This is a genomic window from Synergistaceae bacterium, assembly GCA_021372895.1.
GTDB lineage: Bacteria > Synergistota > Synergistia > Synergistales > Synergistaceae > JAJFTP01.
The window spans coordinates 1-15,441 of the sequence record JAJFTP010000082.1 but is presented as its reverse complement, the minus strand read 5'-3'; the positions used below and the strand labels follow the sequence as shown (position 1 = coordinate 15,441).

13 protein-coding genes are annotated in these 15,441 nt (G+C 51.6%); 1 reads left to right on the top strand and 12 read right to left on the bottom strand.

All coding sequences use genetic code 11. The features are described from left to right. From LLF78_07855 to LLF78_07840, 4 genes are all read right to left on the bottom strand, one after another. On the bottom strand, positions 1-2,435 hold a 2,435-nt coding region (locus LLF78_07855; protein MCE5202408.1), incomplete at its 3' end, for a DEAD/DEAH box helicase family protein. A gap of 20 nt (positions 2,436-2,455) precedes the next feature. After that, the gene (locus LLF78_07850; protein ID MCE5202407.1) at positions 2,456-4,096 is read right to left on the bottom strand and encodes a nucleoside kinase; all 1,641 of its coding nucleotides are present in this window, start codon (positions 4,094-4,096) and stop codon (positions 2,456-2,458) included. A gap of 252 nt (positions 4,097-4,348) precedes the next feature. Beyond that, positions 4,349-4,900, bottom strand: coding sequence for a peptidylprolyl isomerase (locus LLF78_07845; protein ID MCE5202406.1), 552 nt, complete (start codon positions 4,898-4,900; stop codon positions 4,349-4,351). 99 nt (positions 4,901-4,999) lie between these two features. Next, complete coding sequence (locus LLF78_07840; protein MCE5202405.1) at positions 5,000-5,896, bottom strand: phosphatidylglycerol lysyltransferase domain-containing protein; 897 nt, start codon at positions 5,894-5,896, stop codon at positions 5,000-5,002. Positions 5,897-6,157: 261 nt separating this feature from the next. On the opposite strand from LLF78_07840, the gene LLF78_07835 reads away from it, so the two are divergent. Then, complete coding sequence (locus tag LLF78_07835; protein ID MCE5202404.1) at positions 6,158-7,351, top strand: tetratricopeptide repeat protein; 1,194 nt, start codon at positions 6,158-6,160, stop codon at positions 7,349-7,351. A 39-nt stretch (positions 7,352-7,390) separates the two neighbouring features. Here the strand turns inward: LLF78_07835 and LLF78_07830 are convergent, their stop codons facing one another. The 8 genes from LLF78_07830 to LLF78_07795 form a co-directional block, all read right to left on the bottom strand. Further along, on the bottom strand, positions 7,391-8,185 hold the full coding sequence (locus tag LLF78_07830) for a radical SAM protein (protein MCE5202403.1): 795 nt from the start codon (positions 8,183-8,185) through the stop codon (positions 7,391-7,393). Between the two features lie 4 nt (positions 8,186-8,189). Beyond that, the gene (locus LLF78_07825; GenBank protein MCE5202402.1) at positions 8,190-10,595 is read right to left on the bottom strand and encodes a homocysteine S-methyltransferase family protein; all 2,406 of its coding nucleotides are present in this window, start codon (positions 10,593-10,595) and stop codon (positions 8,190-8,192) included. Further along, on the bottom strand, positions 10,576-11,265 hold the full coding sequence (locus LLF78_07820; protein ID MCE5202401.1) for a hypothetical protein: 690 nt from the start codon (positions 11,263-11,265) through the stop codon (positions 10,576-10,578). Before LLF78_07820 ends, LLF78_07825 begins: the two co-directional genes overlap by 20 nt. Further along, positions 11,255-12,130 (bottom strand): methylenetetrahydrofolate reductase [NAD(P)H], encoded by an 876-nt coding sequence (gene metF, locus LLF78_07815; protein ID MCE5202400.1) that lies wholly within the window; start codon positions 12,128-12,130, stop codon positions 11,255-11,257. The genes LLF78_07820 and metF overlap by 11 nt, the downstream gene beginning before the upstream one ends. 124 nt (positions 12,131-12,254) lie before the next feature. Further along, on the bottom strand, positions 12,255-13,064 hold the full coding sequence (locus LLF78_07810; protein ID MCE5202399.1) for a Cof-type HAD-IIB family hydrolase: 810 nt from the start codon (positions 13,062-13,064) through the stop codon (positions 12,255-12,257). After that, positions 13,061-13,867 (bottom strand): adenosylcobinamide-GDP ribazoletransferase, encoded by an 807-nt coding sequence (locus tag LLF78_07805; GenBank protein ID MCE5202398.1) that lies wholly within the window; start codon positions 13,865-13,867, stop codon positions 13,061-13,063. Before LLF78_07805 ends, LLF78_07810 begins: the two co-directional genes overlap by 4 nt. Beyond that, a complete protein-coding gene (gene cobU, locus LLF78_07800) occupies positions 13,851-14,438 on the bottom strand; it encodes a bifunctional adenosylcobinamide kinase/adenosylcobinamide-phosphate guanylyltransferase (GenBank protein ID MCE5202397.1) in 588 nt (195 codons plus the stop codon). The genes LLF78_07805 and cobU overlap by 17 nt, the downstream gene beginning before the upstream one ends. A 4-nt stretch (positions 14,439-14,442) precedes the next feature. Then, the coding region (locus tag LLF78_07795; protein MCE5202396.1) for an AsmA-like C-terminal region-containing protein at positions 14,443-15,441 on the bottom strand (999 nt) is incomplete at its 5' end.

Here is a 15,441-nt window from a genome sequence, read left to right as displayed (position 1 = left end):
AGACTGCTCAGCACCGCACTGTAGAGGGTCGCCTGTTCGCGGCTCAGGGGACAGAAGACCTCAGACTCTATTTTATCCGGCAGGTCGCTTATAATAGCCTTGTCTGTCTTCAGACGGCGCAGTATGAACGGTCCGGTGATGCGCTTTATTCTGTCCATCGCACTCTGTTCGCCGGCCTGGATAGGGCGCAGGAATTCGCGTATGAACTTTGTCCTGTTGGGCAGAAGACCGGGCAGCAAAAATTCCATTATAGACCACATGTCGCCGACATGATTCTCCACAGGGGTGCCTGTGAGCGCGATGCGCCAGTCTGCCTGCAGAGATCGCGCTGCCCTTGCCTGTCTTGTCTCGGGGTTTTTTATGTTCTGCGCCTCGTCGAGGATTATCCCTGCCCATGATGTCTTTGCAAAAACTGCGTTGTCCTTCTGCAGGAGGGCGTATGAAGAAAGAACGATGGCATTATTCTTCGCGGCATCAATAAATTTTTCTCCCTTAAGCCGCTTCGTCCCGTGGTGTATCATGACCTGCGTTCCCGGGACGAACCGCTCTGTTTCCCGCCGCCAGTTTTCAATTACAGAGGTCGGGCAGATGAGCAGAACAGGACGGTTCTCTCCCTCAAGCCTGAGAAGTTTCAGAAGCGCAAGGGTCTGGATCGTCTTCCCAAGTCCCATATCATCGGCCAGGCAACCGCCCAGTCCAAGCTTCGTGAGCCAGGCGAGCCATGAAAGGCCCTTGATTTGATATGGTCTCAGAGTCCCGGCAAAACCTTCCGGCTGTGCCATCTCTTTTATCTTATCAGTTCCCGTCAGCATGGCTTTGATCGAATCAAGCCACTTTGAACCGGTTATGCCGGACAGAGGGATATCTCCGTAGTTTTCGCTGACAGAGGCCAGAAGAGTCTCACGACGGTCGATCTTCTTCGGAAGTTTTTTCATTCCTGCGATGATATTTTCAATCTCTTCCCGATATAGGAGCACCCACTTGCCGCGGATGTTCACAAGCGGGGTCTTGAGCTCGGTGAGGAGTTTGAGTTCATCCCCGGTAAGAACATCTCCCTCAAGTGATATGGACCAATCTACATCAAGCAGGTCGCCGAGTTTTATACCGCCATCTGAAGAGAAGCCGGGCGCGTCCTTCACGCTGCCTTTGATTGAGAGCCTGGGCCGGTCTGACTGAGACGCACCCCAGGATGACGGGAATTGTATCTGTATTCCCTGGTCCAGTATGCCGGGCACATGGTCATGTAGAAATTCAAACAGCTCGTCGGGCTCAAGCCGGCATCCGACCGGGCAGGGACTGTCGAGGCTTTTTGCTATCGCAGGGACATTTGAGGCCAGATGGCCTAGCACCTGAAGCATATAACGCCTTGGGTTTGTACCTATGTAGTCAAACCACCGCCGTTCAGTTGCCTCCGGGCTCCAGACCCGTGATGCAGGGATCACGAGGCTAGGGTCTCTCACGGATTGAATGTGCCACGATAAGCCCCAGCTTTTATCCGCTTCATCGCCATTATCTGAAGGGGCGGGTTCTTCAAGGCGCATGAAAAGCCGCCAAGGCTGAGAAGTAACGGTTTTAAGCGAATCGGCCCATGCGCGTATCTGAGGATAGAGCGACTCCATATCATCTTTCCATTTATCCAGCGGCGCACTTGGCCACGAGAGGGAGCACAGCCATATTTCGTGGGGGTTCTCAGGATCGACCTTTCTTCCTTTTGCGCCGCCTGCCGTCTGTGCCGCTCTTACTATTTCATCCAGCAGGGTTTCAAGTATAGATTCCGCAATCTCCTCCCGATCTGCAAGAATATTGTTCTCTCTTTCAAGGGAAAAGCCGCGCAGTACCGGGGGGGCTGCATGGAGATAAAGATTATATTCATCCTGATATTTTGCCAGGTGAAGCGGTTTCCATACAGAGATATATCCTCTCTCCGTCTGTTTCATATCCGGCAGGAATGTCCCGCGCAGAGCCATCAGCGCCGCATATTCAATAGCTTTTGAGACAAAGCGCATGTCGTCTGCAAAAAGCAGGCCGGGCAAGGAGAGTTTTCCCTCCGTTTTATTCAGCAGGCGCGTGATGGATAGAAGCTCTTCCCATGAGATAGGAAACGCAGAAACTTTGAACAGCCTTAGTTCGGGATCACATGCAATATCCGGGAGCTCGCCTAGAAGCGGGGATGACGGGATCGGTATTTCTCCGCGTGATGGGAGCAAGAGAAATGCGGACAGGCACTCGCCGTCAACGGGATGTCTGCGGGTGCGGATCCCTGTGCGCTTAAGTGCTTCGCGCAGAACATCAGCCCCTGCGTCCCACGGCAGGCACTCTTTAACATGTGTGTCTGTCGAAGTTTCAAGTAACGGAGTTATTTCTTCTGTCTCAAATGAGCGTTCGCCCCAGAGAAAGAACCTGTTTTCAGCATAGGAAGCGTGTATTATCAACATGTCTTGGCATCAGCGCAGCTTTAGTCGAAGCAGCTTCCTCCTATAAATTCCCTTATAATGGATATATTTGGCACGTCGTCTGACGGGATGACCGGTACGTACCGCAGCAGGGACAGAAGTCTCTGTGCCTCGCCGTAGACAGGAGAATCCTCTGAGACGGACTTGAGCATGGGTTGTACATAACCTTTGAGTACGGACAGCTCATACGCCAGGGCTGTGTTGAAGAGGGTGTCAGCGTTCTCCTGGTAAGGGAAAATATGGCGATGTGAACCGCGTACGACAGAAGGCCACTGCAGCAGTGTCGCCTGCGGGGAATATCCCCGTGTGCGGTAGTCCCGTACCATGCGACGGAGCAGGCGTGTGTCGGTTGTGCCGATTCTGTTATGCAGGTCGAGGTTTGTACCTGTCAGGGGGCAGATGAATATGCTATACTTATTCTCCGGCGCGACACTTTCCGAGAGCTTCTCATTCAGTCCGTGGATGCCCTCGATGGTGAGTATCTGCCCGGCATCCAGCTTAAGTTTATAACCCTTTAACCTCTTGCCTGTCATAAAGTCGAATTTCGGTATGTCTACTTCTTTTCCTGCAAGCAGGTCAGCAAGATGCTCGTTGATAAGTGTAATATCAAGTGCCTCGAGCGCATCAAAGTCAGGGTTTCCGTTATTGTCCCTTGGTGTGTGCTCCCTGTCTATAAAATAATTATCGAGCTCAAGAGTTACCGAGTTTATGCCGGCGGTAAGGAGTTGTACCCGAAGCCTGCGCGACGATGTTGTTTTTCCGGAGCTTGAGGGTCCTGCAAGACATAACAGGCGGACCTCGTGGCGTGATTCAATGTAAGCAGAAATATCACTCAGTATCTTGGTATGGAGAGCCTCGCAGACCATTATCAGATCCCTGGATCTGCCATCTGCGACGAGCTTATGGATGGAGTCCATAGTTCCGATTGAAAGATTGTCAAGCCACTTGCCATAATTCTGAAATAGCCTGAAGGTTTTTCCGGAGACCTTAAGATCCATTGTCTTTGTCGGGTCGGCAAGCGTTGGGCCGGAGAGGAAAAGTCCGCCCTTGTATGAATGCAGGCTGAATGTAGGTACTATCGCCGCTGTGTCTGCGATCGTACCGCCGAAGAAGTCGTATATGCCCTCACACCTGTAAAGCACGACAGGGTCGTTGTTTGTCCAGCGCAGGAGCTGTTCTTTATCATGATAACCCTGAGCCGTCATTATAGCGCGGGCCTTGTCGATAGAGACCTCTTCCCTGACGAACGGCACCCCCTCTTTCACCATGCGGTGCATCTCCGTAATGATAATTTCGCGCTGCTCTTCTGAAACCGGGCCGTCCGGAGACTCATAGAAATAAGAATAATTCGTGGACTGGCGGATGTGGAGCCTTATTCCGCAAACCCTTGTCGCTGCAGATGTAAGCATAAAAGAGAGGGTGTAAAAATATACCCCTATGCCTTCAACACTGTCGGTAGTTATAAATTCCAGCTGCGAATCCATGTTTACGCACCATGAAAGCGGGCGTTGCACCCTGTTTACACGACATGCCACGACTCGGTCTTTTTTCGGGAAATTGGTTCTTGCCAATATTTCCCGTGCTGTCAATGGAAAATCACTTCTGATCTCAGAAAAATCCCCGAATGTGATATTTATGCTCATTAAAAGAAAAGGCTCCTTCCATAATAGGACAAAAGACCTGCAAAAATTATTTGCTGTTTTTTAGCAAACTGTGGACAAATAAACCCATTCAGCCATTTTAGCACAAAGAGCCGCATGGGGGAACCGGAAGATCGGTTCGGTAATATATCGCACAGCTCAATGCAAACAGAGGCAAGGCCCCCCGGATCGTTTGCCTTTCCGGGGAGCCTTGGATATGCCCTGCGCGTATAATTTTGTATTAATTTTTTTGTGCTATTTTATTGTCAGTTTTTCGATGATGACTTTCTTGAGCGGACGGTCCTGCGAATCTGTGGGGACTTTGCCTATCTTCTCTACTATATCCATACCCTCGATGACATGCCCGAATATCGCGTGTTTGCCGTCCAGCCACGGGCATGGGACCAGAGTTATGAAGAACTGAGAGCCGCCTGTATTGGGGCCGGAATTCGCCATTGAGAGGATGCCCGGTTTGTCATGCTTAAGTCCTTTGCCGAACTCATCGGGGATCTCATAGCCGGGGCCGCCTGTGCCGTTTCCGCGCGGGCAGCCGCCCTGAATCATGAACCGGTCAATGACACGGTGGAATATGATCCCGTCGTAGAATTTCTTCCCGGCAAGGTCGGTGAAATTTTTTACAGTATTCGGTGCAAGGTCGTTATATAACTCGATCTTGAACGTGCCCATTGTTGTCTCAAAAGTTGCGATCCGGCGTTTTTCCGTAGCCGCCGCAGCGGGTCTTGCGGCTAACATTGTCATGCAGCCCCACAGTGTCATTACTATCGCTATTATTGTTATGATTTTCATCCTGTTTCCTCCAATGTTTTGTTTTGATTTAAACCCTGCATATCCTAACATTTTTTGTCCTCTTTTCAAGTAAACGCAGGCCTGAGCCAAAACCACATGCTACAGGCTTATCTTAACATGGAATTTTTTTATGAATCCTGTCGGCAGGTATGACATCTTGGCTTCACGCAGACCGGGGTCGTTCATATCCTCTTCCCTGTTGACAATTACCAGGCCCGGGTTCTGTTCCAGCATATGAGAGAGAAATTCCTTGTTTATCGCCTGATATGCCGAGTTGTATTCAAGGCTGGCTTTTTCAAAATGTACGACTATCATGTCGTATGCAAGTTCGCCTATAGTATAGGCTACTATGCGTCCGTTGATTTCGATTACACCTCCGCGCAGGTGGGGGATTTCATCCCAGTGCTGCAGTATCCGCTGTATCCCATGGTTCTCCTGGGAGAGTCCGGGGACGTGTCCCGACAGATTTGACTGGCACCATGTGTGCTGGAATTCCATTACAGCAGGTATGATTTCAGGTGTTATCGGCCTGTACACGTAATTGTACATCCGGCAGAACTTGTTAACCCGATTGCGTTTCCTCATGTAACGGTTGCCCGATAGGGTCGCCAGATCACGGATGTTATAAAGGTATTCCCAGTTCCCTCTGTCGTCTTCGACCTCTATGCTGTCCCCGAACTGCTCCTGCCATATCTCCAGCAGACGTTCGGGAACCAGCCAAAACTCGGGATCCCTCCCATAGCGTTCGCTGATGATGGATGCCCAGTTATCGTGGTGCCAGTTGCCTATCGGTGCTAGGTTGTAGAGTGAGGGTATCGTCTGTCGTATCCAGAAGAGCCGCGCACTTTCATCTGCTGCAGCCTGATACCCATAATCGGATGCCCAGCCCCAGAGTATTGGAAAACTGTAGTCAGATGCCCGCTGGTCTGTAAGTTCCCAGTAATTCATGAATAATGACGCGTCTTTAAGTTCTATGTTCTGAAAGTTGAACTGCAAACAAATACCTCCGTTTTGCCCGTTTCTTATAGAATATTAACCTCTTATCGGATAATTTACCATAGCAAAAGGGCGTATATCTGTTACAATTCTTTAAGAGCGGCTAAATGGCAATAATGTCGCTTCAAATAATGTCTGGATGATCGGATCGGGTCTCTTATAAATTGCATATGGAAAGGCTGGTTCTGTATGGTTCAGAATGATGACGATAACGAAAAAACAGTTATATATCCCGAGACCGTTCCTGAGGAGCAAACCGGAATGACTGAGGAAGAAATAGCGTGGGCCTTGAAGAAGGAACCGCGCCCCCCTGTGCCGCGTTTTGTCTTTGTTTTGATCGCGGCGGCGGTCCTGATCGCATTTCTCGCCGGAGGTTTCTGGTATTACAGGAAGAATGTGCTGCCGGAAGAATATTATCAGAATGCCACTCAGCTCTTCAAACAGGGGAAATACACCGAGGCCCTGCCTCTTTATGAAAAAGTCCTCAAACTGCGTCCGGAACGCAAGGGGATATTGTACCAGATAGCCTTCTGCCTTGAAAAAACCGGAAAGATCGATGAGGCGATCGTGCGCTACGAAGAACACCTCAGGATAATGCCGAACGACGGGAGGGCCATGCTGCGCGCCGGTTGGCTCTATACCGAGAGGGGCAATTATGAGAAGGGACTTCCGCTTCTTAAGAAAGCCGCTTTAAAAATGAAGGACCCGAGCGTATGGACACTGCTCGGAAACGCCGCAATGAGGAACGGCAGCAGGGATCTTGCGGTCGAAGCACTGGTCAAACAGACGGAGCTTTTTAAAGAGCCGGAAAAGGTGCTGACATGTTCGAAGATGCTAATGGACCTCAATGCGTGGCAGGAGGCCCTGGCCGGTTATAACCGCTTTATTAAGCTTGCTCCGGATGACAGCCGCGGCATCCACGGAGCGAACGCCGCAAAGGCGATGCTTGGCTACCCGACAGATCCAAAGCTGGTAATTGTCCCGGGCAAGTCGATAGGCGATGTTAATCTCGGAGCTACAAAGGAGGAAGTGAAAGCAGCGTTGGGCCGCCCGGATGCTAAGGAGTTTACCGGTGTAGGCGGCAAATCACCGCTGTCCGGCGCCTTCGCAGAGATATGGACGTACGGCAGAAGTTTACCTGGGCGCGGGCTGCGAGTCATATTTATCAACGACAGGGTCAAGGAGGTTGAGAGCAGTTCTGCTGCGTACAAGACCGGAGATGGGATCGGGATATCGAATTTTCTGCTTGCAAAGAACTCACACAGATTTGAATCGCGTAAGCAGGCGAAAAACGGAAATGTCGTCTGCATGATAAAGGGCGGCGGGCTTACTTTCTATGCTGCTAAGCTGAACAGCGACGGAACCGAGGCAAAGTATAAAAAACTTCGGCTGCATAAGGGTGGCTATCTGTTGGAAAATATTGAAGGTTTCAGTCTGTTTGATTTGCTTGACTAACGCGGTGCGGGAATATTACCGCGCCGCCTGCAGGGCTTCTCAGAAAAATATCCCGTGCGGGATCCCTGCTTTGATGCACTCTTCTTTTATCTTCTTCCGCAGGCCTATCCAGTATAGGCGGTTCTTTCTCAGGTAAATATCCTCGTAGATCTCCGTTAGGTCAGGCCTTGTCGTGCGTATAAAGTTCAGGACTATGTCGATGTTCTGCGGGCGAAGGTTCAGCGTATCGAAGGTGATCCGGTCAACGAGCGGAGCTGTTGCGCGGATGATCCCGGCCGTGTCCGTAATCTCAGGGAAAGTTGGTGCCACGAACACGCCGGTTGCGATGCCCGCACTTTTCAATTTACGCAGGGCGTCAATTTTTTCCGCGGGAGACGATGCGTATGGCTCGGCTTGTTTTCTGAAGCTGTTGTCAAGAGAGCTGAATGAGAAGATGACCTTCACATAAGGAAATCTTTTAAAAAGGTCTATGTCCCTTGTTACAAGAGAAGATTTGGTGATTATCAGCAGTTTTACCTCCGCCGGGATCAGTTGCCTGATTATATCACGGGTGACCTCCGCTTTTTTTTCATATGGGTTATACGCGTCTGTCATTGAGCTGAAAAGTATCCGCTTACGGAAAATCCTTGCAAGGTTGAGTTGTGACGTTGGCTCTTTGACGTCAAGGAAATCACCCCACTGTTCATCCCGAACCTTTCCCGACCAGTTTATGCATGCCGCGTAACAGTAAATGCACTTATGCGGGCAGCCTACGTATGGGTTTATCGCGTAGTCGCCCCCGATACGTGTTTCGGTCAGAAGGTTTTTTACTCTGACTCTGCGGACCTTGACCATGCCCTCATCCCGCGCATCCCCGTGTGTCGGGCGGGATGTCGGCCATGCTGAGCCTTACTCCATCCATTGCGTCGCGCGCATAGCAGTCTGCCCCGACATATTTTGCGAGTTCCGGCGTAAGCACGGCGCCGCCGACGATGACCCGGACACCCTGGCATTCGTTCCGCAGCATATCTATCGTCGTCTTCATGCTTGCAACTGTAGTCGTCATCAGAGCGCTGAGCCCGACGAGCCTTGCCCCGCTTTCAGTCACGGCCTCCACTACCTTCTCCGGCGGGACGTCTTTGCCGAGGTCGATGACGTTAAAATTGTAGTTTTCCATAATGACTTTTACAATGTTCTTGCCTATGTCATGGATGTCTCCGTGAACAGTGGCGATGACTATTTTTTTGCGCTCTCCTTCGGCAGCGGATCCATCCTTTGTGAGCTCCCCGCGCAGACGTTCAAAGGATGACTTGGCTGCCTCTGCCGATTTTATAAGCTGCGGCAAGAAAATTTTTCCCGCTTCGTAGTCCTTTCCGACAGCGTCAAGCGCTGGTATCACATCTCCTTCGATTATTTCAAGCGGAGTCTTCTTCTCAAGCAGGGCTTCCGTGGCTTTTTTTGCGCCATTTCTAAGCCCGTGTGCGATAGCGTACGCAAGCTCCGGCAGATCACCGCCGCCTTTCCGGGATATTGCCTGCTGTTGTGTGCAGTCCGAGAACTTTTCTATGTACTGAGCCGAATTGGCATCCTTTCCCGAGAGGACCCTGAAGGCTGCGATCGTTTCCGCCATGCCGGAGTCCCCCGGGTCCATTATAGGGGCGTCGAGACCCTGAGTGAGCGCCATTGCGAGCATTGTCCTGTTGATCAGGTGCCGGGCAGGGAGTCCGAACGATACGTTGCTGACCCCAAGTACAGTCTTCACGCCCAGTTTCTGCCTGACCATACGGACTGCCTTTAATGTCTCTGAGACCTGGCCCTGCTGCGCGGAGGCCGTCATAACGAGGCAGTCGATGAGCACGTCCTCCTTTGGTATACCTGCCGCCTCGGCTGCGGAGACGATCCGCCGCGCTATTGCGAGCCGCTCCTCAGCTGTTTCCGGTATGCCGTTCTCATCAAGGGTAAGCCCCAGCACTGCCGTGCCGTACTTTTTTACTATCGGCAGCACGCGTGCCAGCGATTCTTTTTTGCCGCTGACAGAGTTTATGAGCGGTTTGCCGTTGTACACGCGCGCCGCCCGTTCGAGTGCCTCATAGTTCGATGAGTCCAGCTGCAGCGGGAGATCGACTACAGCCTGTATATCGATGGTTGTCTTTGCCAGCACTGCCGGTTCGTCTATGTCAGGCAGCCCAACGTTGACATCAAGCACATCAGCGCCCTGTTCCTGCTGCCGTATTGCCTCGCGCAGTATGAAGTCCGTATCGCCTGCGCGCAGAGCAGCCTGGAGAGTTTTTTTGCCTGTTGGGTTAAGGCGCTCTCCGATGATGACGGTGTCCTCGCCGAAGAAGACAGGGCAGGACGGAGAGCATATCCCTGTCCTCCTTGAGGTTGTCCTGATTTTTGGTCTGCAGCCGGAGAGAAGTTTTTTAGTGAGCCGAATGTATTCGGGGGTCGTCCCGCAGCAGCCACCGACGACAGAGACTCCGGACGCGACAAAATCGCCTATGTAACTTGCAAATTCCTCCGGTGTCACATCGTACCGGGCATTCCCTCCTTCAAGGACAGGAAGCCCTGCGTTCGGCTGCACAATTACCGGTATCGAGCTTGCATCAAGTATCCGTCTGACTATCGGGGCAAGCTGCTTCGGCCCGAGTGAACAGTTGACGCCGAGCGCGTCAACGCCGAGAGCCTCCAGCGTGAGCACCATGGACTCGATCGTCGCTCCGAAGAAAGTGTTTCCGCCCTCCTCGAAACTCATTGTTGCAAGCAGGGGCAAATCAGAGTTTTCCTTTGCTGCGATTATAGCGGCCTTGAGCTCATAGAGATCCGTGAAGGTTTCAAGCAGGATCAGGTCAGCCCCGGAACTGCATCCTGCCTTTACGATCTCGGCAAAGACTTCGACAGCCTCATCAAAAGGCATATCCCCGGCAGGCTGCATGACTCTGCCTGTCGGTCCTATGTCAAGCGCGGTGTATTTGCACTCCAGGCCTGCAGTTGCCTTTTTTGCTATAGCCACAGCTGAGGCTATGAGTTCCCGGACGGTGCGCCCTGCCTTTGCCGCCTTGTACCGGTTCGCGCCGAACGTGTTTGCGAGCACTACGTCGGCGCCCGCGTCAAGATATTCGCTATGTATCGATTCTATAACCTCAGGGTTCGTGATGTTCAGCATCTCCGGTATGCCACCGGTCTTCAGCCCCCTGTTCTGGAGCATAGTCCCCATCGCCCCGTCGAAAAGCATCACACTGTCTTCATTTATCCTGAACGCCACAGAATTCGCCTCTCCTTCTGTATCTGCACGAGTCTTTTATGGTGCAGCCGCCGCAGCCTTTGAATCGAGGCTCCCTTTTTTCGGATATCCCTATTATTGCTGTGACCGATTTCAGCGGTACAAGCATTTTCGATCTCGTGAGCGAGAGCCCTATGTTCTTTGTCGCGTCAAGCGCCTCTATTATTTTCTCGGAATCCTCGATCGGGACATCCCCGTATCCAGGGCTGAAGCGCATAGTCAAAAATTCTTCACCCCGGAGCATTTGCCTTATGATCTCACGCTCCGTGTTGTCGCAGATCCGCTCAACCTCGGCTGAAGCGCAGGCATCAAGGATCACCGCATCATACATGTTCCCTGCCTGTGTCCTCTGTATCAGTCTGTCAACCCGGGCTCCAAGAGTCACGGCAAACAGGACCGCCCGTCTGCTGCTGCGGCAAAGTTCGGCAAGGTCTCTTCCATGTATCTGGAATAAGCCGTCAAAGGTCACACTGTCTGCGCCTATGGAGATATCAAACATCTTTGAGACTGTTTTCGGCGCTGCAGCTTCAACGAGTCCTCTGTATATCATATTTATTTTTTCAAAAAAATCCACATTCCCATTGGCCCCGTCCATTCCAAGCAGACGCAAAACTTCAGACAGCACCGGATCTGGTATATTATTATTGGCCACGCTTGACCCTGAGCGAGTAGAGGATCCCGCGGATGCTCTCTGATATCCGCTTTGCAATATCGGGCTGGTTCATCGTATAGATGTGTATGCCGTCGACGCCTGTTGCAAGAAGGTCGATGATCTGAGCCGTCGCGTAGGCTATCCCTGCCTCTTTCATCGCCATGCTGTTGTGTCCATAGGCACGGATGATCTTCCGCACCTTCTCAGGCACGGATGCGCCGCACATCGAGGTCATCCGGCTTATTTGAGAAGCGGATGTTATCGGCATTATTCCTGCTATTATCGGTGTTGAGATACCGAGCTCCCGTGCCATGCTGCGGAATTTATAGAAAAGCTCATTGTCGAAGAAGAGCTGGCTTATAAACACGTCAACCCCGCAGTCCTCCTTCTCTTTAAGGCGGAGTAGGTCTTCCTCCATGGAATATGCTTCGATGTGTTTTTCGGGGTAGCAGGCGGCAAAAATTCTAAAATTGTAGCGTGATTTTATAAATGTTATGAGGCTTGATGCATATCTGAAATCGGCCGGTGTTGTCCCTTCGCTGAGGTCGCCGCGCAGTGCGAGTATGTTTCTGATCCCCCTGTCGCTTAGCTCGGACAGGATCATGTCCAACTCTTCCTTGGTGCTGCCTGCGCATGTGAGGTGGGCAAGCGCCGGTATGCTGTAGCTGTTCTGTATCTCGGAGGCAATAGTCACGGTGTTGTCGCGGCTTGTCCCACCTGCCCCATAGGTCACGCTGATGAGGTCGGGAGCGAGGCTGGCCAGCGCGTCGACGGTCGAGAAGACAGATTCAAGGTTGCCGTTACGCTTTGGAGGGAAAATCTCAAAAGTAAGCGTAGGTTTTCTGGCATCAAAAAAATCTTTCATAGAATACCCTCCTGCATTAGTTTTACGCGAAGAAAGTGTTTTAAAACACTAAAAACATCTTGACCGCGGTATCAGCATATAAAAAGTCTGATAAATATTTCTCTGTTGTTGTAATCGGATAATTTTATATCAAAAATCTTTCAACCGTGACTGCCGCTCCATCGTGGTCATTATCGGGCGCGATTTCATCCGCCGCCGCTTTTACTTCGTCGGGCGCATTGCCCATTGCGACTCCAAGCCCGGCCCACGAGATCATCTCTTTGTCATTTGATGCGTCTCCGATCGCAAGTATCTCCTTGCGCGTTATGCCGAGACGCTTTGCCGCCATTTCTAACCCCAGCGCCTTGTTGACGTCGGGGTGGACCATCTCAACAAACGAACCCCATGATGTAGTTGTATAAAGCCGTTTCTCAAAGTGATTTTTTGTATCTCCAAGCATTTTTTTAAAAATTTCCTCTTCATGGGCAATGCCCAGAAGCTTTATAGCGTTTACGCGAAAGTTCCAGAATTCTTCACCAAGTGGGACGGCATCTATTTTTGCTATGCTTTCATAGAATTTACAGCGCGGGTCTTCATTATCCAGGACATATAGCATGTCATCCGAATATATCTGAATATACCATCCCTGCCGGCGATAGAAATCAACCACCTCCGCAGTAAGGTCACGACCCAACCCCTTCTCATAAAATACCTCATCTGTCACAGGGTCTATAATAACAGCCCCGTTATAGAATACACAGGGCGATGATGTGCCGATCTCACGAATGACAGCAAGCGCGGAGGAATACATTCGTCCTGTTGCGATGAGGATATGGAGACCCTGTCCCATCGCCCGCTGCAGCGCTGACTTCGTCCGTTCCGTAAGCCTGCTCTCGCTGTTAAGTATAGTTCCGTCCAGGTCCAGTGCTATGAGTTTCGGCCTGAAATTTCTCACAGCGCAAACACCATCAGGGAGAGAAGTTCCGCTGTGACTGCGACAGAGCCGAGGACGTCACCGCTCACGCCGCCGAGGCGTTCATTCATCCAGAACGCCGCGCCGCTCCCGGCGAGACTTGCAAATAAAACAGAAAAAAACCATCCGATCGGAGCAACCGGCATGAAAATCAAAACGCACAGAGAGGAGATAAACAGATCATAACCTCCGAAAGTATCGACCCATCCCTTTGCCATGCCTGTCTGCCATGGATAGCGTCCGTAGAACGCGGCGCAGCATATTGCAAAACGGCCGGTTGCCGCAGCCGTCATACATACGCCGGTTGTATGCAGAGGATCGATGGAGATGAGCAGCGATGTCCAGAGTCCGAATGCAATAATGAGGCCGATCGCACCGTAAGCGCCGAGCCTGCTGTCCTTCATCACCGAGCGCAATTCTTCACCTCGCCTGCCTGAGCCTATGCCGTCCCAGAGGTCGCCCCAGCCGTCAAGATGGAGAGACCAGCCTGTAAGCGAGTAGAAAGCAACTCCTGCCCATACGGAGGCAGCCTGTCCGATACCTGATATATACATTACCGTTATCACTGTGCCTGTCAGCAAACCAAGTATGCCGCCTGCCAGCGGGACAAGCGAAAGCACGCTGTTGCCTGAGGGTGTTTCATCCGGCCACCAGTTTTTGGGGAGCGGGATACGCGTGATAAGGGTCCATATAACAACGAAACGTGCAAAAAAATCAAATCGGAAATTTTTTTCGTGCACCTCGCGACTAAACCTCTCTGCGTACTCTTCAAATTTTTTCTTCATAAGTCATCCGGCCTTTCGAAGGGTCCTTTATCCAAAGCGGACAGCCTGCAACCACCAAGACGACCCTGTCCGCCTTTGACGCACAGAGCTGGTTCATGCGCCCCTGAAGGTCCCTGAACCTTCTCCCCATAAGATACGGAGGGACAAGCCCGAAGCCTACCTCGTTGCTTACAATGATAAGGTGGGTCCCGTCTCTCGGTGCCGAGCACAGCCGCTCGGTAAGTGCGCGAATATAAAGCTCACGGGAATTCCACTCAGCCTCGTCTGCTTCCTCCGCCGCATCGCCCTCAAGAAAGAGCCGCGTCAGCCAGAGGGTGAGACAATCAAGAAGGATCGTTCCCGAGAGCGAGGCTATAACATATGGAAGTTCCCCCGGTCTGCCCTCCCATGTCTTCCAGTCATGAGGGCGCCTGCTTCTGTGGATCGAAATACGCTCCGCCATCTCCGGGTCCCCGGCCTCCGCAGTAGCGAGATATGTCACGGGCTTTCCCTTATCGATCGCAAACTGTTCGGCGAAGGTGCTCTTGCCGCTTCTTGCTCCGCCTAGAACCAGAGTGATCTCCGCTGCCATGGCCCTAGTTACCGAAGTCAATGTTCTTCAGCAGATTTTCAAGTGTCTGCTCAATGACCTGTCCCTCTACGTTGCTCGGCGTCTTGTTTTTGCCTGGACCTACCGGAATTTCAAAGGATAAGCGGAACCTGGTGTCTTTGTTTAAGATGTCTTTATTTTCCGGGTCACTCGCCGATGTGGGGATCATATCTTTCCCGCTGCTGTTATGTACTGTTTTATCTACCTTGACGTTGCTGAAAATCAGCGATCCGGGAGTTCCATTTATATTCAGGGTAACGAAGCGGAAATCGTCCTTTGCAAAACCGGATAGCATCCCGCCGAGAAAGTTCTGAAACAGCTCCGTTCGGTCAATGGTTCCCTTAAAATCCATTCCGGTGTTTATTATGCCCTGCAGTGCGCCCAGAAACACATTCAACACACGAATGTTGACCTTGCCCATTGCGAACATGCTGATTTTCTTCTCTTTGTTTATCAGGCCGTCAAGCATTACGTTGCGGTAGACAGGGTCGCCGTCAGGAGCGATAGCCTGGGTCCCCGGAAGTATGGTAATATTGCCGCCGTCATAAGTAGCGGTAGCCTGAATAGTCTCAAACCTCAGAGGTTTGTTGTTTGTAAATTTGCGTGTGGCTTCAACTGCCTCGAAGCCCGAGACATCGCCCTTGCGCATGACGAGGATCCCCCCGCCTTTGACGGTGCTCATCCTTCCAGTCTCCCCGCCCACTCGCATTTTAAGGTCGCCTTTGCCCCTTATTGTGCCCTTGATGTTTGGAAATGCCTGTTTGAACAATGGCTCGATATCTGCGCTGAGCACAGAGAGGGTACCGCCCCAGACGCTGTTTTTAAGATCCATAGCGACTCCGCCGGAAACAGAGCCTCCGTTTGTTTCAGCCGTGACGTCCTCCATAACAGCGTAGCCCTGGGAGACAAAGATCGGCGCTTTGACATTCTCAAGTTTGATGCCGAGCAGCCTCATTGAATTTGATGAGAAGCTGCCTTCTCCCAG

Coding starts and splice junctions, on each gene's coding strand:
- LLF78_07850 (MCE5202407.1), bottom strand. CDS start 4,096: ATGAGCATAAATATCACATTCGGGGATTTTTCTGAGATCAGAAGTGAT.
- metF (MCE5202400.1), bottom strand. CDS start 12,130: ATGAAAGATTTTTTTGATGCCAGAAAACCTACGCTTACTTTTGAGATT.
- LLF78_07835 (MCE5202404.1), top strand. CDS start 6,158: ATGACTGAGGAAGAAATAGCGTGGGCCTTGAAGAAGGAACCGCGCCCC.
- LLF78_07805 (MCE5202398.1), bottom strand. CDS start 13,867: ATGAAGAAAAAATTTGAAGAGTACGCAGAGAGGTTTAGTCGCGAGGTG.
- cobU (MCE5202397.1), bottom strand. CDS start 14,438: ATGGCAGCGGAGATCACTCTGGTTCTAGGCGGAGCAAGAAGCGGCAAG.
- LLF78_07845 (MCE5202406.1), bottom strand. CDS start 4,900: ATGAAAATCATAACAATAATAGCGATAGTAATGACACTGTGGGGCTGC.
- LLF78_07830 (MCE5202403.1), bottom strand. CDS start 8,185: ATGGTCAAGGTCCGCAGAGTCAGAGTAAAAAACCTTCTGACCGAAACA.